This is a genomic window from Saccharothrix longispora (assembly GCF_031455225.1).
Taxonomy (GTDB): domain Bacteria; phylum Actinomycetota; class Actinomycetes; order Mycobacteriales; family Pseudonocardiaceae; genus Actinosynnema; species Actinosynnema longispora.
This window is the reverse complement of record NZ_JAVDSG010000001.1, coordinates 7,175,672-7,198,228: the sequence shown is the minus strand read 5'-3', so window position 1 is coordinate 7,198,228 and position 22,557 is coordinate 7,175,672. Positions and strand designations below refer to the sequence as shown.

Here is a 22,557-nt window from a genome sequence, read left to right as displayed (position 1 = left end):
TCGGGTGAGGCTCATCCTGAACGTGATCTGGCTGGTGCTGAGCGGCTTCTGGCTGGCCGTGGGGTACGTGCTCGCGGGCATCGTGTGCTGCGTGCTGATCATCACGATCCCGTGGGGGCTCGCCTCGTTCCGGATCGCGAACTACGCGCTGTGGCCGTTCGGCCGCACCGTCGTGGACCGGCCCGGCGCGGGCGCGCCGTCGCTGCTCGGCAACGTGATCTGGATCGTGGTCGCGGGTGTCTGGCTGGCGATCGGGCACATCGTGACCGGCCTGGCGCTGTGCGTGACCATCATCGGCATCCCGCTCGGCATCGCGAACTTCAAGCTGGTGCCGGTCTCGCTCATGCCGCTGGGCAAGGAGATCGTGCCGGTCCCCTAGTCGCCGGCCCCGGGTTCGACCTCGGGCTCGGGCTCGTCGAGGCGGACGACCAGGCACGGGCCGCCGCTGTAGAGGCCCGCGTCCACCGCGAGCACCAGGTCGTCGGCGTAGCGCAGCGGGCCGTCGATCTCCTGCGGCGGCACGCCGAGCTGGTCGGCGATGACGCTGTGCCCGTGCACGACCTCCCGGCCGCCCAGCACGTCGAGCAGCGCGGCGGCCACCGCCGGGCCGTCCGGGCCGCGGAACGCGTAGCGGGTCGTCATCTTGCGCCAGCACTCCCACCACTGCTCCAGGTCGTCGCCCCTGAGGACCTGGCGCACGGCCTCGTTGACCTCGTCGACCGCGGCGCCCCACTCCAGGTAGGCGAGGGTGTCGGAGTGCATCAGCAGGTGGCCGTCGACCTCGGTGAGCACGCGGCGGGACGTCAGCCAGTCGATGTGCGCCGCGGTGAGCCGGTCCTGGTCGCTGCGCAGGCCGCCGTTGAGCAGCCAACTGCGGGCGAAGCTGCGGGGCGTGGGGGCGCCCGGCACGTTCTCGTCGCCGAACCGGTGCATGCCCAGCAGCAGCACCTCGTGGTTGCCCACGAGGGCGTCGACCTGCCCGCCGCTCTGCTCGTGCAGGCGCATGACCAGTTCGATCACGCCGATGCCGTCGGGGCCGCGGTCGACGAAGTCGCCGAGGAACCACAGCTCCGCGTCGCCGCCGGTCCAGTCGCCGTCGGCGTCCACCAGGTCCGAGGCGTGCAGGGCGCGAATCAGCTCGGCGAGGTGCCCGTGCACGTCGCCGACCACGAACAGCGGTCGTTCCACACCCGCGACGATAGGCGACGCGCGGAGGTCGTGCGCGCAAGTCGATCAGTGCTCCGGTGCTCCGCCCGGTGGTCGGCGCGACCGCTCACCCGCGGGGGTGATCTTCGGCGAGCGGACGGTGACGGCGCGACCGCGCCGCGCACCCGGCGGGGTCACACGGGGTTCGGCTCGTCCTCGGGGAACGGGTCGGCCGAGTGGCCCACCAGGTCGGCGATCGACTTCACCACCCGCGTCGGCCGGTACGGGTACAGCTCGGCGGTGGAGTCGGCGGAGATGCCCGTCAGCACCAGGATGGTGCGCAGGCCCGCCTCCAGGCCGGACCGCACGTCGGTGTCCATCCGGTCGCCGATCATCAGCGTGTTCGCCGAGTGCGCGCCCAGCGCCCGCAGCGCCGACCTCATCATCAGCGGGTTCGGCTTGCCCACGTAGTAGGGGGCGCGGCCGGTGGCCCGCTCGATGAGCGCGGCCACCGCGCCGGTCGCGGGCAGCGAGCCCTCCCTCGACGGGCCCGTGGCGTCGGGGTTGGTGGCGATGAACTTCGCGCCCTCCTCGACCAGCCGGATGGCCTTGGTGATCGCGGTGAAGCTGTAGGTGCGCGTCTCGCCCAGCACCACGTAGTCCGGATCGCGGTCGGTGAGCACGTAGCCGATCTCGTGCAGCGCCGTGGTCAGGCCCGCCTCGCCGATGACGAACGCCGACCCGCCGGGCCGCTGCGAGTCGAGGAACTTCGCGGTCGCCAGCGCCGACGTCCAGATCGCCGACTCCGGCACCTCCAGGCCGGTGCGGGACAGCCGGGCGCGCAGGTCGCGCGGGGTGTAGATGGAGTTGTTGGTGAGCACGAGGAACGGGATGGCGTTCGCGGTCAGCTCGGCGACGAACTCGCTCGAACCCGGGATCGGGTGCTCCTCGTGCACGAGCACGCCGTCCATGTCCATCAGGTAGTTCCACTGGTCGCCCATGGGCGACATGCTGCCGGCTCGGGGTGCCCCCGGCTCAGGCGTCGACCACGCGCTTGCGGAACGCCTCGATGACCGTCTTGCTGTACCGCTCCAGCACGTCCCGCTCCTCGGGCGTGAAGCGCGACAGCACCTCCGCCAGGGCCGCCTGCGCGCCGAGCGACAGGCGCGCGGACCGGGCCTCCTCGCCGAGCGTCACCTCGACGAGCACCTTGCGGCGGTCGTGCGGGTCGCGGACGCGGCGCACGTAGCCGGCCTGCTCCAGCCGGTCGATCACCCCGGTCACCGCGCCCGTGGACAGGCCGGACAGCTCGGCGATCCGGCCCGCCGTGACCGGCCCCTCGGCCCGCAGCGCCAGGTCGAGGCACTTCTCGTCGGTCTGCGACAGGCCCAGCCGCTCCGCCAGCCTGCCGTGGACCCGGGCGGTGAGCGCACTCGTCTCCCGGGCGTAGGAGCCGAACCGCTCCACCACGTCGGCGGGAACGTCGTGCTCGCTCGTCATGCCGAGCAACTTAGCGGCTGGGGCGCCGGGTGGGGCATGGTCCTCCGCTCTCCCCGCGTGCGCAGTGCGGCTTCGCCCCACGCACCCCGGCGTGCGATCCGATTACCCTGGACGAGGTGACAGCTGTCGAGTTGGGGCTACCCGCCGTGCGCGGCAACCCGGACACCGCGGGACGTCCGGGCACACCTCTGCTGGTCGACCGGTTCGGCCGGATCGCGACCGACCTGCGCGTGTCGCTCACCGACCGCTGCAACCTGCGCTGCACCTACTGCATGCCCGCGGAGGGGCTGGACTGGCTGCCCAAGCCGGACCTGCTCACCGACGCGGAGCTGACCAGGCTGCTCGACGTCGCGGTGACCCGGCTGGGGGTGACCGACGTCCGGTTCACCGGCGGCGAGCCGCTGCTGCGGCCCGGCCTGGACGAGGTCGTGGCGGCGACCGCCGCGCTGCGGCCCCGGCCGCGGATCTCGATGACCACGAACGGGTTGACCCTGGCGCGGCGCGCCGAAGGGCTCGCGGCGGCCGGCCTGGACCGGGTCAACGTCTCGCTGGACACCCTCGACCCGGCCCGGTTCCGCACGCTGACCAGGCGCGACCGGCTCGACGACGTGTTCGCCGGGCTCGCCGCGGCGCGGGCCGCCGGGCTGACGCCGGTGAAGGTCAACACGGTGCTGATGCGCGGCGTCAACGAGGACGAGGCCGTGCCGCTGCTGCGGTTCTGCCTGGAGCACGGCTACCAGTTGCGGTTCATCGAGCAGATGCCGCTGGACCCGCAGCACGGCTGGGACCGGGACGACATGGTGACCGCCGAGGAGATCCTGGCAGCGCTGCGCACGGCGTTCACCCTGGACCCGGAGCCGGGTGGGCGCGGCGGCGCGCCCGCCGAGAAGTGGCTGGTGGACGGCGGGCCGGCGGTGGTGGGCGTGATCGCCTCGGTGACGCGGCCGTTCTGCGCGGCGTGCGACCGGACCCGGCTGACCGCCGACGGCCAGGTGCGCAACTGCCTGTTCAGCCGGACCGAGACGGACCTGCGGGCGCTGCTGCGCGGCGGCGCGTCCGACGAGGAGGTCGCGGCGGCGTGGCGGGGCAACTCGTGGGCGAAGGCCGCCGGGCACGGCATCAACGACGCCGGTTTCAGCCAGCCCGACCGGCCCATGAGCGCGATCGGCGGGTGACGGCGCGTGCGGGAGGACGGCGCGGTGGAGAGCGGCCCGGTCGAGGACAACCCGGTGGAGGACGGCGCGGTGGAGGACTGCGCGGTGGCGGCCTTGGCGGTCCGGTACTTCGCGGGTGCGCGGGCGGCCGCGGGCGTGGACGGGGAGGAGGTGGGGCTGCCCGGTGGCGAGCCGACCGTGCGGGCCGCCGTGGCGGTCCTGGCGGCCCGGCACGGGGGCCGACTGGCGCGCGTCCTGCCCGCGTGCAGCTACCTCCTCGACGGCGTGGCGGTCAGGAACCTCGACACGCCCGTGTCGCCGGGATCACAACTGGACGTGCTGCCGCCCTTCGCCGGGGGCTGACCAGGTCCTTCCCGGATGGGTTAGGGCGTGACCCATACCTCACTTTCCGTGATTTGTTTCGCCCGATCTCGGAACGGAAACGGAACCATAACGGTGCCCTGACCTGCCTAAACACTCGGGTCGAAGGATCACTCCGTAGTGTTACTGTGACGTGCATCACGTACGCTTCCGTTTGGCGCGGCGTTCCCGGTTACGTACCGTCGCTTCTCGGTTGGCCCCGAACCAACCAGAGCACCACCCGGAACGCCACGCACCGAACCTGTCCACCGGTGTTCCGGGAACACCCCCGAGCGAGAGACAACCGCCGGACAGGAACTGGGCGACACCCCGGGCCCCGAACCCGAGTCGTCCGAGGAGGTGCGGGTGGACCGAGAGGGAAATGGCTTCTTACCGAGGCAAGCACCGCCCGTCCGTCTCCCCCGCCGCCCGTCGTGTCGCGAAGGTCGCCGTCGCCGGCGTCATCGTCGGCGCGCCGCTGGCGATGGCCGCCGGCACCGCGTCCGCGCAGGGCTCCGGCGTCAACTGGGACACGGTCGCCGCGTGCGAGAGCGGCGGCAACTGGAGCATCAACACCGGCAACGGCTACTACGGCGGGCTGCAGTTCCTGCCGTCCACGTGGCGTGCCAACGGCGGCTCCGGGATGCCCCACCAGGCTTCACGGGAAGAGCAGATCCGCGTCGCGGAGAACGTCCTGGTCTCCCAGGGCATCGGCGCCTGGCCCGTCTGCGGCCCCAAGGGCCTCGGCGGCGCCGCGGCCCCCGCCCGCCAGGCCCCGCCGGCCCCGGTGCAGCAGAGCGCCCCGGTCCAGCAGCAGCAGCCGCGTTCGGCCCCGGTGCAGCAGCAGGCCGCCCCCGCCCCCGTGGTGGTGGCGCTGCCGTCGTCCAACCCCGCCGGCGACTACGAGATCAAGGCGGGCGACAGCCTGTCCAAGATCGCGGACGAGCTGAAGATCGAGGGTGGCTGGGCGAAGCTCCACGAGCTGAACAAGGACTTCATCCCGAACGCCGACCTGATCATGCCGGGCATGAAGATCGCCACCAAGTGATCCCGGTCGGCGCGAGCCGACGCACCACGGACGGGGACCCCGACCGCCTTCACCCGGCGGCCGGGGTCCTTTCCCGTCACCGGGCACTCAGGGCATGTTGACCCACTCGTCGGTGCCGTCGGCGAACACCTGCCGCTTCCACACCGGCAGCCGCCGCTTCACCTCGTCGACCAGCTCGGAGCAGGCGTCGAACGCCTCGCGCCGGTGCTCGGCGGCCACCGCGCAGGCCAGCGCCACGTCGCCGATGGCCAGCTGCCCGACCCGGTGCGACACGGCGACCGCCCGCACCCCGTCGAAGCGGGCCACCACGTCGGCGACCACCTCCGCCACCACGGCCGCGGCAGTCGGGTGCCCGACGTACTCCAGCTCCCGCACGGAACGCCCGCCGTCGTGGTCGCGGACCACCCCGGCGAACGTGACGACCGCCCCCGCGGCGGCGTCCTCCACCAGCTTCGCGTGCTCCTCCACCGACAGCGGCTGATCGCTGACGGTCGCGCGCAGCACCCCGGTCACGCGTGATCACCTCCGGCCACCTGGTCGACGGCGTGCTCCAGCACGGCGCCGAGCACCTCCAGCCCGTCCCGCACCCCGCCCGTCGAACCGGGCAGGTTCACCACGAACGTGCGACCCGCGACGCCCGCCACCCCGCGCGACAGCACGGAGGTGGGCACCTGCGGCCACGCCGACGAGCGGATCGCGTCCGCCACGCCCGGCACCTCGAAGTCGAGCACCGAGCGGGTCGCCTCCGGCGTGCGGTCGGTGGGGCTGACGCCCGTGCCGCCGGTCGTGACGACCACGTGCACGCCGTCCGCCACCGCCGCGCGCAGCGCCTCCGCCACCGGGTCGCCGTCCGGCACGACCGCGGCGTCCGGCACGTCGTAGCCGCGCTCGCGCAGCCAGCCGACGATGATCGGCCCGCCGCGGTCCTCGTACACCCCCGCCGAGGCCCGGTTGGACGCGGTGACCACGCGCGCGGTCCGGGCGGGCTTCGCGGGCGGCGTCACGGGCGCTCCCAGAGGCCGGTCTTGCCGCCCTCCTTGCGCTCGACGCGCACCGCGTCCATCGACGCCGCCGGGTCGACCGCCTTCACCATGTCGTGCAGGGTCAGCCCGGCCACGGCGACCGCGGTCAGCGCCTCCATCTCCACGCCGGTGCGGTCGGTGGTGCGCACGGTCGCCGTGACGCGGACCTCGGCGTCGCCGAGTTCCAGGTCGACCTTCACGCCCGACAGCGCGATGGGGTGGCACAGCGGCACCAGGTCCGGCGTGCGCTTGGCCGCCATGATCCCGGCGATGCGGGCCGTGGCGAGCGCGTCGCCCTTGGGCAGGCCGTCGCGGGCGAGCAGCGCCACCACCTCGGCGGTGGTGCGCAGCACGCCGGAGGCGACGGCGGTGCGGGTGGTCGGCTCCTTGCCGGACACGTCGACCATCCGGGCCGCCCCGGCCTGGTCCAGGTGCGTGAACTGCTGGGTCATGCCGCCGATGCTAGGCCCCGGCGGCACGACCGCCCGACGTCGCGCTTGCTCAGCCGCCCTGGTCAGCCGCCGCCCTGGTCGGCAGCCGCCTTGCGCACCGCTTCCGCCACGGCGGGCGCCACGGTGCTGTCGAACACGCTGGGCACGATGAACGACGCGTTGAGCCGCTCGCCGTCCACCACGTCGGCGATGGCGTTGGCCGCGGCCAGCAGCATGGCGTCGGTGATGGTGCGCGCGTGGGCGTCCAGCAGGCCCCGGAACACGCCGGGGAACGCGAGCACGTTGTTGATCTGGTTCGGGAAGTCGCTGCGCCCGGTGGCCACGACGGCGGCGTGCTTCTGCGCCTCCATCGGGTCGATCTCCGGGTCCGGGTTGGCCAGCGCGAACACGATGGCGTCGGAGTTCATCGTGGCGACCTGCTCGGCGCCGAACAGGTTCGGGGCCGACACGCCGATGAACACGTCCGCGCCGACCAGCGCGTCGTGCAGCCGGCCGCTGACGTTGTCCTTGTTGGTGGCGGCGGCGATGGACCTCAGGTTGTCGTCCAGGCCGGGCCGGTCGCGGTGCACGATGCCGTCCACGTCGACCGCGACCACGTCACCGGGCTCCTGCTTGAGCAGCAGCCGGATGATCGCCGACCCCGCCGCGCCCACGCCGCACACCACGAGCTTGCAGTCGGAGATCTTCTTGCCGACCACGCGCAGCGCGTTGCGCAGGGCGCCGACCACGACGATCGCGGTGCCGTGCTGGTCGTCGTGGAAGACGGGGATGTCGAGCTTCTCCCGCAGCCGCGCCTCGATCTCGAAGCAGCGGGGCGCGGCGATGTCCTCCAGGTTGATGCCGCCGTAGACGGGGGCGATCAGCTCCACCGCGCGGATGATCTCCTCGGTGTCCTGGGTGTCCAGGCACACCGGCCACGCGTCGACGCCCGCGAACTTCTTGAACAGCGCCGCCTTGCCCTCCATCACCGGCAGCGCGGCGGCGGGGCCGATGTTGCCCAGGCCGAGCACGGCGGAGCCGTCGGTGACCACGGCGACCGTGTTGCGCTTGATGGTGAGGCGGCGCGCGTCGTCCGGGTTCTCGGCGATGGCCATGCAGACCCGGGCGACGCCGGGGGTGTAGGCGCGGGAGAGGTCGTCGCGGTTGCGCAGCGGCACCTTGGACGAGATCTCGATCTTGCCGCCGAGGTGGACCAGGAACGTCCGGTCGGACACCTTGCGCACGACGATCCCGGGCAGCAGCTCCAGGGTGTCGGTGATGTCCTTGGCGTGGTTGGCCGACAGGGCGTTGCACGTGAGGTCGATGATCACGCGGTCGGTGTGGGACTCGACGACGTCGAAGGCGGTGATGACACCACCGGCCCGACCGACCGCCGACGTGAGGTCACCGGCGGCCGACGCCGACGGCGGGGCCTCCAGGCGGACGGTGATCGAGTATCCAGGGCCGGGGACCGGCATCGTTCCTCCCATAGAGCACTGCGCGGCGGGAGTCGAGCGTAGTCCCGGACGGATTGCGGAACGCGCGCGACTCGACCGCCGCGCGCGCCGCCCGGGGACTAGCGGTTGATCTCGGTGACCGGGTGGTGGTATCCGAGTTCCTCCACCGGCAGCGGGAAGGTGACCTTGCCGAAGGGGGACAGCGCGCCCTGCACGTCGGCGGCCAACTCGCTGACCGCGTGCTTGTCGCCTTCCGGGGCCTCCGGCCAGTTCGGGTCGATGCGCTCGGGGCGGAGCTTGGCCACTGTTCCTCCTCGGTGGTGCCTGCTTCGCCACAAGTGTGCCTCACGGCCCCGCCGCCGCGCCGACGCGGTGACCGGACCGGGACGCGCGGGGAACGGGAGAGCATCGTCACCTGTGGGGTGGCTAACCTCCCCGGGTGCTGGTCAACGTGGTGGACGTCGAGGCGACGTGCTGGGACGGGCAGCCCCCGCCCGGCCAGGTGAACGAGATCGTGGAGGTCGGGCTGACCGTCGTGGACCTGGCCGCGCGCACGCGCGTGTCCCGGCACGGGGTGCTCGTGCGGCCGCGGCGGTCGACCGTGAGCGCGTTCTGCACCGGGCTGACCGGCCTGACGCAGGCCGAGGTGGACGGCGGCGTGCCGTTCGCGGAGGCCTGCCGACTGCTGGCGGAGGAGCACGCGGCGGGCACGCGACCGTGGGTGAGCTGGGGCGACTACGACCGGAACCAGTTCGGCCGGCAGTGCCGGGCGACGGGCGTGCGCTACCCGTTCGGACGGCACCACACGAACGCCAGGGCGGTCTTCACCCGCGCGCACGGCCTGCGCAGGCGGCCCGGCATGGCGCAGGCGCTGGAGATCGCCGGCCTGCCGCTGGAGGGCAGGCACCACCGGGGCGAGGACGACGCGTGGAACATCGCGGCGCTGGTGCTCGACCTGGTCGCGCGCGGCGCGTGGCCGGAGGAGCCCACCACCCCGCCCGACCTGGAGCCCTGACGGGGGTCCACCCGGGCCGGGTCCGCCCGGGCCGGTCCGCCCAGGCCGGGTCCGCTCAGCCGAGGCCCTCCCACCCCAGCGCGACCGACCGGCGGCACCGGTCGGGGTCGTCGCCCGCGCCGGTGAACAACGCCGACAGCAGGACGGGGCCGTGGGCGAGCGCCTCGCGCGGCAGGGGGCCGGTGCCGACCAGCGAGACCAGCCCGTGGCCGACGACCCAGCTCTGCGTGGCCAGGTCCAGCGGGACGGTGCCGGCGCGGAAGCGGCGCGCCGCGCGGCCCCGGCGGACGGCCTGGACCAGGTGTTCCAGGGTGTCGTCGGCGGCCTGGAGGTCCTCCAGGTCGAAGTCCGCGTCGAACATGACCCGGTACAGGTCGGGGTGGTCCAGGGCGTTGCCGAGGTAGGCGGCGCACAGCGCGGTCAGGTCGCGGACCGGGTCGTCGGTGGCGGTCACCGCGGCGAACCTGGCCGCCAGGCGCGTGAAGCCCTCCTGGCGCAGGGCGCGCCACACGCCGTCCATGCCGCCGAAGTGGGTGTAGACGGCCATCGTCGACACACCGGTGCCGGCGACCAGCGAGCGCAGGGTGACGGGTTCGCGGGCGCGGAGCAGGTGCGCGGCCCGCTCGACGAGCAGGGTGCGCACCGCCGGGTCCTTCGTCCTGACCATGGACAAAATATAGCATTGCAATGCTATGGTCAGCCCGCATCCACGACGTGAGGAGTTGGCATGGCCATCACCCTGGTGAACCCCGACGGGCTGCCGAAGGCGAGCGTGTACCGGCAGGTGTCGGTCGCCACCGGTTCGAAGCTGGTCTTCGTGGCCGGGCAGGTCGCCCGGGACGGCGACGGCAACCGGGTCGGCGAGGGCGACCTCGCCGCGCAGGCCGAGCAGGCGTACCTCAACGTCGGCACCGCCCTGGCCGCGGTCGGCGCGTCCTTCGACGACGTGGCGAAGCTGACCGTGTACGTCGTCGACTGGACGCTCGACAAGATGCCCGCCTTCCTGGAGGGCGTCGGGCGGGCCGCCGCGAAGCTCGGCGTGACCCCGGTCCCGCCCGCCACGCTGGTGGGCGTCGCCGCGCTCGCCGAGCCCGACCTGATGGTCGAGGTCGAGGCCACCGCGGTGCTCGACTGACCGCTCGGGACCGGAGTCGCACGACGGGCCGGCGCGGCGGGCATATACCGTGGTGAGGATGTCCGGCACCACCCTCGCCGAGTGGCTGCGGGCGCAGGAGGACCACGCGCTCGTGGCACTGCTGCGCGCCCGGCCGGACCTGGCCACGCCACCGCCCGCCGACACCGCCGTCCTGGCCACCCGCATCGGCTCGCGCGCCTCCGTGGCGCGGGCCTGCGAAGACCTCGACACGCTCACGCTGACCGTGCTCGAAGCGCTGCTCGTGCTGGACGCGGACCTCGCGCCGGTCGACGCGAAGGCCGTCCGCGCCCTGTTCGGGAAGACCGACGTGCGGCCGGCGCTGCGGCTGCTGCGCGCGCGGGCGCTGCTGTGGGGGCCCGACGACGCGCTCTCCACCCCGCCGGCGTCGCGGGACGCGGTCACCCCGTTCCCGTGCGGCCTGGGCCGCTCCGTGCCCGGCCTCGTCGACGTCGACGTGGACGACCTGCCCGAGGACGAGCGGCGCGTGCTGCGTGCCCTCGCCGCCGGGCCGCCGGTCGGGCAGACGAAGGACGCCGCGCGGCTCGTACCCCTGGAGGGCGCGACGACGCCGATCCAGAAGCTGCTCGCCCGCGGCCTGCTGGTCCGGCGCGACGCCCAGACCGTCGAACTGCCGCGCGAGGTCGGGCTGAAGGTGCGCGGCGCGTCCCCGCTCGGCCCCGTGCAGGCGAAGGAGCCCGCGCTGGGCACGGTGGCGCGCGACCCGTCGACGGTGGACCACACCGGCGGCGGCGCGGCGCTGGAGCTGTCCCGGCACGTCGAGGCGCTGCTGCGCGGCTGGTCGGACGAGCCGCCCGCGGTGCTGCGGTCGGGCGGCGTCGGCGTGCGCGAGCTGCGCAAGCTCGCCCGGGACCTCGACGTCGACGAGCGCCGGGCCGCGCTGCTGGTGGAGCTGGTCGTCAACGCGGGCCTGGTGGCCGACAGCGACGGCGCCGAGCCGGAGTGGGTGCCGACGACGCAGACCGACGCGTGGCTCGTCGCCGCGCCCGAGCACCGGTGGGCGGCGCTCGCCCAGGCGTGGGTCGACCTGCCTCGGCTGCCGGGCCTGATCGGGCGGCGCGACGACCGCGACCGCCTGCTCAACCCCCTGGCACCGGAGCTGAACCGGCCCGCCGCGCCGCGCGACCGGCGGCGCGTCCTCGAAGCGCTCGCCGCGCTGGAGCCCGGCACGTCGGTCACCGATCCGGACGAGCTGGCGGCCGTGCTGGCGTGGCGCGCGCCCCGGCGGGGCGGTCGGCTGCGCGACGAACTGGTGCGCTGGACCGTCGAGGAGGGCACGGCGGTGGGCGTGCTCGCGCTGGGCGCCCTCACCGCGCAGGGCCGCACGCTGCTCGCCGAGGGCCCCGCCGCCGCGGCCAAGCGGCTCGGCGACGCGCTGCCCGCGCCGGTCGACCACGTGCTGGTGCAGGCCGACCTGACCGTCGTCGCGCCCGGCCGGCTGGACCCGGAGCTGGCCGACGAGATCGCGCTGGTCGCGGACGTCGAGTCGGCGGGCGGGGCGACCGTGTACCGGGTGCACGAGGGGTCCGTGCGGCGGGCGTTCGACGCGGGCCGCAGCGCCGCCGACCTGCACGAGCTGTTCCGGGCGCGGTCGCGGACGCCGGTGCCGCAGTCGCTGACCTACCTGATCGACGACGCGGCCCGCAAGCACGGCAGGCTGCGCGGCGGCGCGGCCGGGTCGTTCCTGCGCTGCGACGACCCGGTGCTGGTCGCCGAGGTGCTCGCGCACCCGGCGTCCGAGCGGCTGGAGCTGCGCCGGATCGCGCCGACCGTGCTGGTCGGCCCGCTGCCGCTGGCCGAGGTGCTGGACGTGCTGCGCGCGGCGGGGTTCGCACCCGCGGCGGAGGGACCGGACGGCCGGGTGCTCGACCTGCGCGAGGGCGGTCGGCGGATCGCCGGCAAGGGACGCCGCAGGACGGCGCAGCCGACCACGCCGTCCGACGAGCAGCTGGACGAGCTGGTGCGCCTGGTGCGGGCGGGCGACCGGGCGGCGACCACGACGGGTGGCGCGCGCGTGTCGGTGCCGGGTCACCTGGGCGCGGGACCGTCCGCGACCCTCGACCTGCTCCAGCGCGCGGCCAGGCTGGGCCGCAGCGTGCTGGTCGACTTCGTCGACGGGCACGGCACGGCGGCGCGGCGCGTCATCACGCCGCACGTCGTGGGCGGTGGCGTGCTGGAGGGCGTGGACGTCAGCTACGGCGAGGTGCGCCGGTTCCCGCTGCACCGCATCACGTCGGCCGCGCTGGTCGAGGACGACGGCGCGTAGTCACCGGACGTGGCGCGCGACCACCTGTCGGTGTCGGCGCGGCGACCTAGCGTCGTGGGCGGGGCGTCCCCCGGGCGCCCGCACGACGACGTGAAGGAGCCACCCCGATGAGGATCTTCCGCAGGACCGCGCTCGCCGCCACCGCCGCGATCGCCGTGGTCGCCCTGTCCACGGGCAGCGCCCTGGCCACTCCCCTCACCCCGACCGCCGCCGGTCCGGGCACGAGCACCACGACGACCCAGGGAGGCTGGGACGACGACTGGTGGGACTGCGGCGACGACTGGGGCGACTGGGACAACGGCTGGGGCGACCGCCTCGCCGGCCGCGACCACTGGGACCACTGCGACGACGAGGACGAGGACGACTGGGACAACGGCTGGGACGACGACTACGACGACTGGGACGACTGAGCCCGGTCGCACCGGCGGACCGGCCTGACCCGGGGCGCGGCGCGCCCGCCTCCGCGCGCGGTGCCCGGCAGGGGCCCCGGGTCCCTGCCCTCCGCACCTCCGGCGGGGTACGACGATCCCGGCCCTCGCCGGACGTGATCGAGGGCGGCCTCCCACCGGGGGCCGCCCTCGAGCACGAACGTCCGGATCAGCCCGCGCGGACGGACATCCACTGGCGCATGGCGTGCTCCACCAGCGTGATCAGCGTCTGCTTGGTCGACTGCCGGTTGCGCGCGTCGCACGTCACGATCGGCACGGACTGGTCGATGGTCAGCGCGTCCCGGACGTCCTCGATCCGGTGGTGCAGCAAACCGTCGAAGCAGTTCACCCCGACGACGTACGGCAGCTGCCGGTCGTCGAAGAAGTCGATCGACGCGAACGCGTCCGCCAACCGGCGCGTGTCCACCAGCACGATCGCGCCGATGGCGCCCCGCACCAGGTCGTCCCACATGAACCAGAACCTGTGCTGCCCGGGCGTCCCGAACAGGTACAGGATCAGGTCCTGGTCCAACGACACGCGGCCGAAGTCCATGGCCACCGTCGTCGTGACCTTGTTCGGCGTGGCCGAGAGGTCGTCGACCCCGGCGCTGGCCTCGGTCATCACCGCTTCGGTGGTCAGCGGAACGATCTCCGACACGGAACCGACGAACGTCGTCTTGCCCACGCCGAAGCCACCCGCGACCACGATCTTCGCGGAAGTCGTCGGCTTCTTGGCGCCTTCGGCCGCGTTGGGGCTAGAGCCTGCGAAGCCCACTGAGCACCCTCTCAAGGAAATCGATGGACGGCCTGTCCCCCACGACCAAGCCACCCTGGTGAATCAAAACCAAACCCATGCTCGCCATGTCGCCGATCAGCACCCGCGCCACGCCCAGCGGCAGCCGGAGGTGCGCGGCGACTTCGGCCACCGATCGCGTGTCGGTGCAGAGCCCGCAGATGGACCGGTGCTCGGGGAGCACGGCCGCGTCCCGGTCGAGGCCCTTCTCGCTGGTGGAGATGAGCGCCTCGATCGCGAGGTCGTAGTCGGGCCGGGTACGGCCACCGGTCCTGGTGTACGGGCGGACGAGCGAACCCGACTCGGCGGCCGGGTTCTCCTCCCGTCGCACGACCGGCTGCGGACCGGTCGTGTAGGGCACCTGTTCCGGCACGCTGTCGGGCAGGCCGTGGGCGCCGAACAGGTCGGCGCCCGGACCTCCGAACAACCCGCTGCCGTACCCGTCGATGTCGAACCGGTTGGGAACGTCGTCGTAGTCGTACGACGAGTCGTCAACCTCACGCTGTGACATGTCGCCTTGCCCCTGCCCTGTGCCTTCGACCCGTGGCGCCTGCGCCCGTGCAGCCCGGCGGCCCGTCCACGAGTTGGGTGCGTCCTCGGCTTCCTCGTCCTGTGTGGGGTCGGCATCCGGCTCAGCGAATTGGAAGCCGCCGACCGCCCACTCCTGGTAGTTGAAGTTCCTACCGAAGCGGCGGCCGCCGGCACCAGATCGTTCAGCCATTTACCCTCACCCCCACGATCTCACGAGGAGCTACCGCCGAACCACGCCCTGGAGCTGCGCGCGCAGCTCCGGGGTCAGCTGCTGGCCCACGCGCTCGACCAGCAAGGTCATCTCGTACGCCACGAGGCCGATGTCGCAGTTCGGGGCCGCGAGCACCGCGAGGCACGACCCGTCGCTGATGGACATCAGGAACAGGTAACCCCGTTCCATCTCGACCACGGTCCGGTTGACCGTGCCCGCCTCGAAGCACCGTGCGGCACCGGCGGTGAGGCTGACCAGCCCCGACGCCACCGCGGACAGTTGTTCGGCGCGGTCTCGGGGCAGGCCCTGCGAGCCGGCGAGCAGAAGCCCGTCCGCCGACACGACCACGGAATGCGCTACACCGGGAACCCGGCGCACGAAGTCGGTGATAAGCCAACCAAAGCTGCCTGGCTGAGCTGCGGTCGTCACTCCTGCTCCTCGTCTTGCCGGCTCGACATGTCACCAGCGTAAGCGTCGATCAAAGCGTGTCGCCCTCGACGGACGCCCTGCTGAAGACTCGACATGCGTCCACGGATCGCGTCAGCCGATCGTGGTGGCAGCGGGGGCCGCTGCGGTTGCCGCTCCGCCGCCTGGGGCTTCGGCGCGGCTGATCCCGGCACAAGCTGAGCCTTGGGCACCCGCTTGGGCAACCCTGCCTGTGTCGTGGTTTCGGGGGCCTTGCCGAGCAAGGCCTGTGCTGCCTGCCAACCCTCGTCGGCGGGCGAGTGCCACACCGACTCGGCGGACGGCGCGGACGGCTCGGGCTCGGCGACCGGTTCGGGCTCGGCCACGCGGGACACCTCCCCATGAGGGTTCTCCGAAGCGCGCTTGGGCAGGGTGCTGGGTGCTGCGCCGGGCTGCCGCTTGGGCAGCCCGCCCTCGGTCAGACTAGGCGCGGCGTCACCCCGTCGGGCAAGCGCACCCTCGGTTTCGCGCGCGGCGTGACCGTCGGCGGCCACGTCGAGGGTGCCGCGCTGCGGCAGGGCGTCCTCGGACGTGGTGGGAGCGACCGGCGGGACCGGCTGCGGCCGGCGGGTCGGCAGGGACGACTCCCTGGCCGGCTCCCGCTTCCCGGCCTCCGGCGCGGGCGGCACGGCCTGCGCGGTCGCCGCGGAGGTCTCGCTGCCCACGACCTGGAACCACTGCGAGAGGACCGCCTCGTAGATCGGCAGCCGCTCGGTGGGCGCGTCCAGGTCGCGCTCGACCTCCTTGGCGGCGGGCGTCGGGGCCGTGCCGTTGCGGTGGGCGGGCGCGTCCGGTTCGCGGGCCTCGAACCCCGCGCCGAGGCCGACCCCGGTGTCGAAGCCGTCGTGGCCGTCGAACCCGTCGAAGCCGGTGTCGGCGTCGAAGCCGGTGTCGACGGCGGCGGCGAACTGGGTCGTCTCGAAGCCGTGCTGGTCCTTGTCCTGCTCGTCGCGGTCCTCGTAGGCGGTGAACAGCGTCGGCTCGCCGAACGAGCCGGACGGCTCGCGCTCCACGTCGCGCTCGTCGCCCACCGTCAGCCACGACTGGGAGATCTCCGCGGAGGTCTCGGCGGGCGCCTCGGCCGGCACGTCGCCGAACGCGGGCACGCGGGCCGCGTCGTGCTCGCCCTCGGTCTGCACGAAGCTCACCGGGAACGCGGGCTGCTCGTCCTCGACGCGCGGCAGGCTGGGGAAGCTGGGGAAGCTCGGCTCGTCGTCCCCGCGGACCGGGCCGCCGCCCAGACCGCCACCACCCAGACCGCCACCGCCCAGACCGCCACCGCCCAGACCGCCACCGCCGAACGCCCCGGCGATGCCGGCGGAGCGCTGCGCGGGGTTCTGGCTCGGGAACGCGGCGGCGGGCTCCAGCGGCGCGGCGGCCTGACCGGGCTGCTGCACGAGCGTGTCGGGCACCAGCACGAGCGCGGTGGTGCCGCCCTCGATGTCCTCGTTGGCGCGCAGCCGCACCTTGATGTCGTGCCGCTTGGCCAACCGCGCGACCACGTACAGGCCCATGCGGCGGGACACGGCGACGTCGACGTCCGGCGGGTCGGCCAGGCGCTCGTTGGCGTCGTTGATCTCCTGCTCGCCCATGCTGACGCCGCGGTCCTGGATCTCGACGGCCAGCTCGCCCTTGCGGGTGCGGGCCGTGCGCACGGTGACCTTGGTCACCGGGTCGGAGAACGCGGTGGCGTTGTCGAGCAGCTCGGCGATCAGGTGCACGAGGTCGTTGACCGCGCGGCCCTGGACCGTCAGCTCGGGGGTCTGGCCGACCTGCACGCGGGCGTACTGCTCGACCTCGGACACCGCGGCGCCGAGCACCTCGGCCGCCGGGACCGGGCGGGTGAGCCGCCGGGACAGGTCCGTGCCGGACAGGACCAGCAGGTTCTCGCTGTTGCGCCGCATCCGGGTCGCGAGGTGGTCCAGCTCGAAGAGGCTGGCCAGCTGGTCGGGGTCCTGCTCGTCCTGCTCCAGCCGGTCGATCAGGTTCAGCTGGCGCTCGACGAGGGCCTGCGAGCGGCGGGACAGGTTGACGAACATCGAGTTGACGTTGTCGCGCAGCAGGGCCTGCTCGGCGGCCAGCCGGACCGCCTCGCCGTGCACCGCGTCGAACGCGCGGGCCACCTGGCCGACCTCCTCGCGGGTGGTGATCGGCACCGGCGCGATGGCGGACTTGGCGGCTTCCTGCGGGTTCGGGTCCTTCAGGATCAGGTCGACCGCCTCGGGCAGGCCGTGGTCGGCCACGTCGAGGGCGGTGCGGCGCAGCACGCGCAGCGGCACGAGGATCGAGCGGGCCACGAACAGCGCCATGACCAGTGCCAGCAGCAGCGACACGAGCACGATGCCCGAGTCGCGGAACGCCGCGGCGCGCGCCTGGCCGGTCAGCTCGTCGGTGCGGTTCTGGAGCTGCTCCAGCAGCAGGTTCTCCACGTCGCGGGTGAGGTTCACCGTCAGCGTCGCGGCGATGTCCCACTTCTCCGGGCGCAGGGACTCCAGGGTCTGCTCGTTCTCGCCGAGGTTGAGCGCGGTCTCCACCATGTCGTTCGCGGTGTCGACGATCAGGCCGGTGACGGTGTCGTCGTAGATCTTGGCCTGGTCGGGGGTCGCGGACTTGCGGAAGTCGTTGCGGGCCGCGTTCAGCTCCGCCTCGGCGGACAGGATGAGGCGCTCCTGCGTCGGGCCGAGCTGCCCGCGCTGGAAGACGTCGAGCATGATGCCGCGCTTGCGCGACTCCTGCTCCTTGATGCGGGCGATGGCGTTGGTCGCCAGGTGCAGCCGCACCAGCTCGGGGTCGTTGATGCCCGCGATGGCCTGCTCGCCGAGGTCCAGGAGGCTCTCGATCGACTCGGAGTAGGTGCGCAGCACCGCGTCCGACGGGTAGGCGGTGTCACGGACCGCGTTGCGGAGGCTGTTGAGCCGGTTGAGCTGGCTCGACGCCTGCCGGAAGCGGGTCACCACGGTGTCGCCGAGGTCGCCGCTGAGTTCGAGGATCTTGCTGTTCAGGGCGTCGATCGTGTCGTTGACGCGGCGCAGCTGCCGGTCGAGGACGACGCGGTCCAGCGCCTTGTCGGACGCGACGTGCAGGGTGCTGAGGTCGCGCTCGCGCTGGAGCTGCTGCACCAGGTCGGCGACCGCGGACTCCAGCTGGATCTGGTTCGCCAACTGGTTGAACTCGGTGGCGTCGGCCAGGTCGGAGTTCACCCTCAGGCCACCGAGGGCGAGCGCCGCGACCGTGGGGATCAGCAGCACGGCGGCGAGCTTGGTGGGCAGGCGCCAGTTCCGCAGTCGCCAGTTCCCGGTGCGGGTGTCCCGTCGGGGAGCGCGCGAGTCCGTCGTCGCAACGGCGCCCGTGGACTCGGTCACACTTCCCTCACGCAGCGCAGTCATTTCCTCACCCGTTCCGGGCCTTTCGGAGCGTGGTGGGTTCCCCACGCCTGACTGGCTGGGGCCTCTCTCTCGACGGGCCACGCTGGGCTTCCTCTTCTTGCAGCAGTGTTCCCCGGCCTCTCCCCACGGACCGAAGCATGGACACGAAATCGGGCGAATTGCAGCACAGGGACGGTGGCGTTGGCTAGGCACCCCACCCCCGCGCGGCGACACGACCGTCTGCGACGACCGGTGCCACCAGCCGGGGAGCGTAGTGCTCGATCCCTGCTGCGGGGAAGAGTCCGAGAGCACCCACCGTATCCGAGCAGGACTGTCGTTTCATACCTCTGGGTGGTTACCATCCCCCACATCGACATGTTCGTCGACAATTAGTTGATCAAAAGACCTCGGTCCAAGGTCGTTCCGGCGAGAGGTGCCATGCCTACCCCAGCGCGTGTTCTGCGACGTGCGGCAGCGTTGTTCGCCTGCGCCGCGACCCTGACGGCGTGCGGCCTGCTGCCGGGCGGCGACAGCGGCGACCAGCCCGAGGTGGAGCGCAACACGCTGCGCATCGGCGTGCTGCCGGTCGTCGACGTGGCGCCGCTGAAGCTCGCCCTCAACGACAAGCTGTTCGAGAAGGCCGGCCTCCAGGTCCAGCTGGTGACGTTGAGCACCGAGGACGAGGGCATCCAGCAGCTCGACACGACCCTCGACCTGACCTGGGCGAGCCACGTCAACCTGTTCCGCAGCTACGTCGCCGGCGCCCAGATCCAGCTCCAGGGCGAGGCGTACCAGGCGGGCACCGGCACGATGGCGCTGGTCACGCTGGACAAGGAGTACGACGCCCCCGGCGCGCTGGCCGCGCCGCGCATCGCGGTGAACTCCACGGAGGACGTCGGCGCGCTCACCACGAAGGCCGTGCTCAAGACCGCCGGCGTGGAGAAGCAGCGGATCGTGCTGCGCGAGATGCCGTTCGACCAGATGGTCGACGCGATGAAGGCCAAGCAGGTCGACGCGGCGTGGATGACCGAGCCGTTCATCACCAAGGCCCAGCGCGACGCGGGCGCCCGCGTCGTCACCGACACCGCGATCGGCCCCACCAAGGACTTCCCCATGTCGGGGTACGCGTCGAGCAAGAAGTTCGCCGACGCCAACCCGCGCACGCTGGCCCTGTTCCGGCAGGTGCTGCGGGACGCGCAGGAAGCCGCGTCGAACAACAAGCTGTCCGTTCAGGACGCGCTGACCGGCTACGTCGACGTGGACCAGCAGACCGCGGCGCTGGTGTCCGTGGGTGTGTTCCCGCTGTCGCTGAACCCGGTCCGGCTCCAGCGGGTCGCCGACATGATGGACACCGAAGAGGTGTTCGACGAACGGCTCGACGTCGGCGCGTTGTTGCCGCCCGGAACCACCAACTGACACTTAGTGAGGAAACGAGGGGCCTTCTTTTCCGGAAGGCCCCTCGTCCATTTCGCTTTCACGCCTCGACGAGGCACACCGTGGTCGCCGGCTTCGAGTAGACCGAGGGCGTCTCGCCGCCCTTGCACTCGTTCTCGTCGGCCCGGCCCGCGACGACCTTGCTGACCTTGTAGGTGGCTTCCGGGCCGCAGGTCACCTTCGTCGTCTTGGCCGCGACGATCGAGCCCTCCTGCTTGAAGCAGTCGCCCTCGGCCGCGTTGAGCATCAGGCACAGCTTGAAGCCGTTGCTGCGCCGGCCGCCCCGGTCCGAGTACTCCGCGTAGTCACCGTCCGGGCACGAGTCGGCGCTGCTGTCGAGGTTCGAGGCGACCTTGAACGCGGCCTCCGACGAGCCGCAGTCGACCTTCTCCACCTTGGCGTTCGACACGCCGGCCGACACGACCTTGATGCACTCGCCGGGGTCCGCGCCGGACGGGCCGGTCAGGTTGGAGACGACGCCCGCCACCACGATGCCGACGATGCCGACCACGACCACGCCGATCAGCTTCTTCGCACCGCTCGACACGCCCTTGGCGGGCGGCGGGGGCGGGAACTGCTGCCCCGGCGCGAACTGCTGCCCGGGCGGGAACTGCTGGGCGTGGGGCGGGTAGCCGGGCGGCGGGGGCGGGTACGCGTTCTGCGGGTCCTGGTAGCCGCCGGGCCGGGGAGGGCCCGGCTGCGGGTAACCCGGCTGCTGGTACTCCGGCTGCGGGTAACCCGGCTGCGGGTAACCCGGCGGTGGGTAGCCGGGCTGCTGCTCGTAGCCGCCGGGCTGCTGCTGCGGGTGGGGCTGGGCCGGGAACCCCTGGGGCGACGACGGCTGTCCCCAGCCCGGCTGCTGGGGTGGCGGGTAGCCCTGGGGCTGGCCGTGGGGCGGCGGCTGGTCGGGGGGCGTGGTCACCTGGCGTTCCTCTCGAATCGGGCGAGCGGAACGTACCCCCGGGCGGCCGGCGGGCGCAGCCGTTTCAGCGCACGGGCGCCGCGTCAGGCGGGGCGGCTGAGGCAGAACGTGACGGCGGGCTCCGGGTAGCTGAGGGCGCGGTCGTCACCGCAGTTCACCGGGTCCTTCGACGCCTTGGCGACGCGGATCGAGCCTGCGGTCGTGCAGTCGACCTTGCGCAGGCCCGTCTTCCGGTCCTGCCGGTAGCAGCCGCCCACGACGAAGTTGGGGATCAGGCACAGCGTGGCCGGGCCGACGTAGGTCGAGTAGGGCGCACCGCCCGTCGGGCACTCCCCGCCCTCCTCGACGACCTTGGCGACCTTCACCGTCGCCCGGTCGGAGGAGCAGTCCAGCGCCAGGTACCTCGGTGCCTTCGCCGTGCCCTCGATCCGGGCGCACGCACCCACCGGCGGGCCCTCCGGGTCGGCTTCGAGCGCCGTGGCGGCGAACGCGCCCACCACGACCAGACCGACCGCGCCGATGCCCCACCGGATCGTCTTCCGCATGGCCTTGGGCATCGGCACGGTCGTCCGACCGATTGAGCCGGTTCACCCGAATGGGTTACCCCGTGGCGGGGGATCACTCCTCGGCGGGAGCCAGGCAGTAGGTGACGGCGGGCTCCGGGTAGGACATGCCGGCGGCGTCCGGGCAGCCCTCCAGGTCGACCGAACCCTGGATGACCTTGGTCACCTTGATGGTCTCCGGACCGGTGCACTCGGTCTTCACGAACCCGGTGCCCTCGTCCGGCTTGTAGCAGGCGCCCTCCGCCATGTTGGGCAGCAGGCACAGCTTGAAGCCGTCGCCGACGCTGGAGGCCGGGGCGATCTCGGTGTAGAGGCCGTCCTCCGGGCAGGTGGCGTCGGTCGCCTCCAGGACCTTGCCGACCTTGTAGGACGCCTTGTCGGCGGAGCAGTCGAGCGTGTCGACGTCGGCGCGGTCCTCGCTCTGCGAGGTGAGGCTGACGCAGTCGCCCGCCTCGGCGTTCGAGGCGTCGTTGGTGAGCATGCGCACGCCGTACACGACGACGCCGACCAGCAGCACGATCAGCACGCCGATGAGGACCTTCTTCCCGCCGCCGGTTCCGCGGGCGGGTTCGCCGTCGTCGGCGGGGCGCGCGGGCGGGACGGAGTCGGAGATCGAGTCGGCCGGCGCGGCGCCGGGGATCGCGGCGCCGGGGCCGGGCGGGACCTCGCCGACCGGGCGCGCGGGCGGGGACGGGGTCGCCGCCGCGCCGGCGGGGGTGGCGGTGCCGGCCGGCACCCCGGCGGCGGAGCCACCGGCCGCGGCGCCGGGAGCGGCGGCCCGGTCGCCCCCCGTCGGCTCGTCTACGGCGGGCGCCGGGGAGGTCGGGCCGTCGGCACCGGGGGTGACCGGGTCCGCGGAGGGCACCTGGCGGGCGCCGGGGACGGGGGTCGGACCGGCGGGGGTGACGGGCTCGTTGCCGGCGACCGGTTGGTCGCGGGCGCCGGCGCCGGACTCGGGGGTGGCGCCGGTGGACCCGGCGACGCCCGGGCCCGCGGAGCCCGAACCCACGGAGGACGAGGCGGGCGGGGCCAGTTCCGGCTCCCGCGCGGTCGCGGCGGCGGCCTCGGCCGCGGCGACGCGGTCCGCGTCGGCGGCGGCAGCGGCCCGGGCGGCACCGGTCCGGTCGGCGGGACCGGTCGCGGGGGTGTCCGGCGAGGACGAGGCGGTGGGCTTGGCCGGTGAGGCGCCACCCGCCACGGGCTCGGGCGCGTCGTCGTCGGGCTTCGTCGGCTCGTTGCTCATGATCATCCTCGCTGGACGGGTGCGCGTGA

Annotated in this window: 23 protein-coding genes and 1 pseudogene; 9 read left to right on the top strand and 15 right to left on the bottom strand. The window is 73.2% G+C overall.

Annotation, left to right across the window (positions count from 1 at the left end; translation table 11 throughout):
• The first annotated feature begins 4 nt into the window (after nt 1-4).
• Nucleotides 5-379, top strand: coding sequence for a YccF domain-containing protein (locus J2S66_RS31220; RefSeq protein ID WP_306745614.1), 375 nt, complete (start codon nt 5-7; stop codon nt 377-379).
• On the opposite strand, the gene J2S66_RS31215 is transcribed toward J2S66_RS31220, so the two are convergent.
• The 3 genes from J2S66_RS31215 to J2S66_RS31205 all read right to left on the bottom strand — a co-directional run bounded on the left by J2S66_RS31215 (nt 376) and on the right by J2S66_RS31205 (nt 2,646).
• Entirely contained in the window at nt 376-1,188 is an 813-nt protein-coding gene (locus J2S66_RS31215; protein WP_310311619.1) for a metallophosphoesterase, read from the bottom strand. The two genes, J2S66_RS31220 and J2S66_RS31215, sit on opposite strands and share 4 nt — an antisense overlap.
• Before the next feature lie 152 nt (nt 1,189-1,340).
• Nucleotides 1,341-2,147, bottom strand: coding sequence for an HAD-IIA family hydrolase (locus J2S66_RS31210; RefSeq protein WP_310311617.1), 807 nt, complete (start codon nt 2,145-2,147; stop codon nt 1,341-1,343).
• Between the two features lie 34 nt (nt 2,148-2,181).
• Entirely contained in the window at nt 2,182-2,646 is a 465-nt protein-coding gene (locus J2S66_RS31205) for a MarR family winged helix-turn-helix transcriptional regulator (RefSeq protein ID WP_310311615.1), read from the bottom strand.
• Between the two features lie 116 nt (nt 2,647-2,762).
• On the opposite strand from J2S66_RS31205, the gene moaA reads away from it, so the two are divergent.
• The 3 genes from moaA (at nt 2,763) to J2S66_RS31190 (ending at nt 5,208) form a co-directional block, all read left to right on the top strand.
• Nucleotides 2,763-3,821 (top strand): GTP 3',8-cyclase MoaA, encoded by a 1,059-nt coding sequence (gene moaA, locus J2S66_RS31200; protein ID WP_310311613.1) that lies wholly within the window; start codon nt 2,763-2,765, stop codon nt 3,819-3,821.
• Nucleotides 3,822-3,827: 6 nt separating this feature from the next.
• A complete protein-coding gene (locus J2S66_RS31195) occupies nt 3,828-4,163 on the top strand; it encodes a MoaD/ThiS family protein (protein ID WP_310311611.1) in 336 nt (111 codons plus the stop codon).
• 379 nt (nt 4,164-4,542) lie between these two features.
• Nucleotides 4,543-5,208, top strand: coding sequence for a transglycosylase family protein (locus J2S66_RS31190; RefSeq protein WP_310311609.1), 666 nt, complete (start codon nt 4,543-4,545; stop codon nt 5,206-5,208).
• An 87-nt stretch (nt 5,209-5,295) separates the two neighbouring features.
• Here J2S66_RS31190 and J2S66_RS37220 read toward each other — a convergent pair.
• The 4 genes and pseudogenes from J2S66_RS37220 to J2S66_RS31165 form a co-directional block, all read right to left on the bottom strand.
• Nucleotides 5,296-6,176: pseudogene (locus tag J2S66_RS37220) on the bottom strand (molybdenum cofactor biosynthesis protein MoaE).
• Between the two features lie 32 nt (nt 6,177-6,208).
• A complete protein-coding gene (gene moaC, locus J2S66_RS31175) occupies nt 6,209-6,682 on the bottom strand; it encodes a cyclic pyranopterin monophosphate synthase MoaC (protein ID WP_310311605.1) in 474 nt (157 codons plus the stop codon).
• A gap of 62 nt (nt 6,683-6,744) precedes the next feature.
• Entirely contained in the window at nt 6,745-8,139 is a 1,395-nt protein-coding gene (locus J2S66_RS31170; RefSeq protein WP_306745603.1) for an NAD-dependent malic enzyme, read from the bottom strand.
• 98 nt (nt 8,140-8,237) lie between these two features.
• Nucleotides 8,238-8,423: a hypothetical protein gene (locus J2S66_RS31165; RefSeq protein WP_306745602.1), complete on the bottom strand. Its 186-nt coding sequence runs from the start codon at nt 8,421-8,423 to the stop codon at nt 8,238-8,240.
• A 134-nt stretch (nt 8,424-8,557) separates the two neighbouring features.
• Between J2S66_RS31165 and J2S66_RS31160 the strand changes: the two genes are divergently transcribed.
• A complete protein-coding gene (locus J2S66_RS31160) occupies nt 8,558-9,133 on the top strand; it encodes a 3'-5' exonuclease (protein WP_310311601.1) in 576 nt (191 codons plus the stop codon).
• 55 nt (nt 9,134-9,188) lie between these two features.
• On the opposite strand, the gene J2S66_RS31155 is transcribed toward J2S66_RS31160, so the two are convergent.
• Nucleotides 9,189-9,800 (bottom strand): TetR/AcrR family transcriptional regulator, encoded by a 612-nt coding sequence (locus J2S66_RS31155; RefSeq protein WP_310311598.1) that lies wholly within the window; start codon nt 9,798-9,800, stop codon nt 9,189-9,191.
• Nucleotides 9,801-9,860: 60 nt separating this feature from the next.
• Between J2S66_RS31155 and J2S66_RS31150 the strand changes: the two genes are divergently transcribed.
• The 3 genes from J2S66_RS31150 to J2S66_RS31140 all read left to right on the top strand — a co-directional run bounded on the left by J2S66_RS31150 (nt 9,861) and on the right by J2S66_RS31140 (nt 12,983).
• Nucleotides 9,861-10,268, top strand: a complete 408-nt coding sequence (locus tag J2S66_RS31150) for a RidA family protein (RefSeq protein WP_310311596.1) — start codon at nt 9,861-9,863, stop codon at nt 10,266-10,268.
• Nucleotides 10,269-10,326: 58 nt separating this feature from the next.
• The gene (locus J2S66_RS31145) at nt 10,327-12,573 is read left to right on the top strand and encodes a helicase-associated domain-containing protein (RefSeq protein WP_310311594.1); all 2,247 of its coding nucleotides are present in this window, start codon (nt 10,327-10,329) and stop codon (nt 12,571-12,573) included.
• A 107-nt stretch (nt 12,574-12,680) separates the two neighbouring features.
• Entirely contained in the window at nt 12,681-12,983 is a 303-nt protein-coding gene (locus J2S66_RS31140; RefSeq protein WP_310311592.1) for a hypothetical protein, read from the top strand.
• A 187-nt stretch (nt 12,984-13,170) separates the two neighbouring features.
• On the opposite strand, the gene J2S66_RS31135 is transcribed toward J2S66_RS31140, so the two are convergent.
• Genes J2S66_RS31135 through J2S66_RS31120 form a run of 4 tightly spaced genes read right to left on the bottom strand, consistent with a single transcriptional unit; the run spans nt 13,171 to nt 18,387 of the window.
• Nucleotides 13,171-13,776 carry a GTP-binding protein gene (locus J2S66_RS31135; RefSeq protein ID WP_073887831.1) on the bottom strand — a complete coding sequence of 202 codons (606 nt, stop codon included), beginning with the start codon at nt 13,774-13,776 and terminating at the stop codon, nt 13,171-13,173.
• Nucleotides 13,757-14,515 (bottom strand): DUF742 domain-containing protein, encoded by a 759-nt coding sequence (locus J2S66_RS31130; RefSeq protein WP_306745597.1) that lies wholly within the window; start codon nt 14,513-14,515, stop codon nt 13,757-13,759. The genes J2S66_RS31135 and J2S66_RS31130 overlap by 20 nt, the downstream gene beginning before the upstream one ends.
• A gap of 30 nt (nt 14,516-14,545) precedes the next feature.
• Nucleotides 14,546-14,965, bottom strand: coding sequence for a roadblock/LC7 domain-containing protein (locus J2S66_RS31125; RefSeq protein ID WP_310311588.1), 420 nt, complete (start codon nt 14,963-14,965; stop codon nt 14,546-14,548).
• Nucleotides 14,962-18,387, bottom strand: coding sequence for a sensor histidine kinase (locus tag J2S66_RS31120; protein WP_374726155.1), 3,426 nt, complete (start codon nt 18,385-18,387; stop codon nt 14,962-14,964). The genes J2S66_RS31125 and J2S66_RS31120 overlap by 4 nt, the downstream gene beginning before the upstream one ends.
• Nucleotides 18,388-18,804: 417 nt before the next feature.
• Between J2S66_RS31120 and J2S66_RS31115 the strand changes: the two genes are divergently transcribed.
• Entirely contained in the window at nt 18,805-19,782 is a 978-nt protein-coding gene (locus J2S66_RS31115) for an ABC transporter substrate-binding protein (RefSeq protein WP_310311584.1), read from the top strand.
• A gap of 58 nt (nt 19,783-19,840) precedes the next feature.
• Here J2S66_RS31115 and J2S66_RS31110 read toward each other — a convergent pair whose 3' ends face one another.
• The 3 genes from J2S66_RS31110 to J2S66_RS31100 form a co-directional block, all read right to left on the bottom strand.
• Nucleotides 19,841-20,722, bottom strand: a complete 882-nt coding sequence (locus J2S66_RS31110) for an LppU/SCO3897 family protein (RefSeq protein ID WP_310311582.1) — start codon at nt 20,720-20,722, stop codon at nt 19,841-19,843.
• 83 nt (nt 20,723-20,805) lie between these two features.
• Nucleotides 20,806-21,267: an LppU/SCO3897 family protein gene (locus J2S66_RS31105; protein ID WP_310311580.1), complete on the bottom strand. Its 462-nt coding sequence runs from the start codon at nt 21,265-21,267 to the stop codon at nt 20,806-20,808.
• A 73-nt stretch (nt 21,268-21,340) separates the two neighbouring features.
• Nucleotides 21,341-22,528, bottom strand: coding sequence for an LppU/SCO3897 family protein (locus J2S66_RS31100; protein WP_310311578.1), 1,188 nt, complete (start codon nt 22,526-22,528; stop codon nt 21,341-21,343).
• Nucleotides 22,529-22,557: the final 29 nt, after the last annotated feature.

Coding starts and splice junctions, on each gene's coding strand:
- J2S66_RS31140 (WP_310311592.1), top strand. CDS start 12,681: ATGAGGATCTTCCGCAGGACCGCGCTCGCCGCCACCGCCGCGATCGCC.
- J2S66_RS31115 (WP_310311584.1), top strand. CDS start 18,805: ATGCCTACCCCAGCGCGTGTTCTGCGACGTGCGGCAGCGTTGTTCGCC.
- J2S66_RS31120 (WP_374726155.1), bottom strand. CDS start 18,387: ATGACTGCGCTGCGTGAGGGAAGTGTGACCGAGTCCACGGGCGCCGTT.
- J2S66_RS31205 (WP_310311615.1), bottom strand. CDS start 2,646: ATGACGAGCGAGCACGACGTTCCCGCCGACGTGGTGGAGCGGTTCGGC.
- J2S66_RS31100 (WP_310311578.1), bottom strand. CDS start 22,528: ATGAGCAACGAGCCGACGAAGCCCGACGACGACGCGCCCGAGCCCGTG.
- J2S66_RS31170 (WP_306745603.1), bottom strand. CDS start 8,139: ATGCCGGTCCCCGGCCCTGGATACTCGATCACCGTCCGCCTGGAGGCC.
- J2S66_RS31130 (WP_306745597.1), bottom strand. CDS start 14,515: ATGGCTGAACGATCTGGTGCCGGCGGCCGCCGCTTCGGTAGGAACTTC.
- J2S66_RS31210 (WP_310311617.1), bottom strand. CDS start 2,147: ATGGGCGACCAGTGGAACTACCTGATGGACATGGACGGCGTGCTCGTG.
- moaC (WP_310311605.1), bottom strand. CDS start 6,682: ATGACCCAGCAGTTCACGCACCTGGACCAGGCCGGGGCGGCCCGGATG.
- J2S66_RS31155 (WP_310311598.1), bottom strand. CDS start 9,800: ATGGTCAGGACGAAGGACCCGGCGGTGCGCACCCTGCTCGTCGAGCGG.
- J2S66_RS31190 (WP_310311609.1), top strand. CDS start 4,543: ATGGCTTCTTACCGAGGCAAGCACCGCCCGTCCGTCTCCCCCGCCGCC.
- J2S66_RS31105 (WP_310311580.1), bottom strand. CDS start 21,267: ATGCGGAAGACGATCCGGTGGGGCATCGGCGCGGTCGGTCTGGTCGTG.
- J2S66_RS31150 (WP_310311596.1), top strand. CDS start 9,861: ATGGCCATCACCCTGGTGAACCCCGACGGGCTGCCGAAGGCGAGCGTG.
- J2S66_RS31145 (WP_310311594.1), top strand. CDS start 10,327: ATGTCCGGCACCACCCTCGCCGAGTGGCTGCGGGCGCAGGAGGACCAC.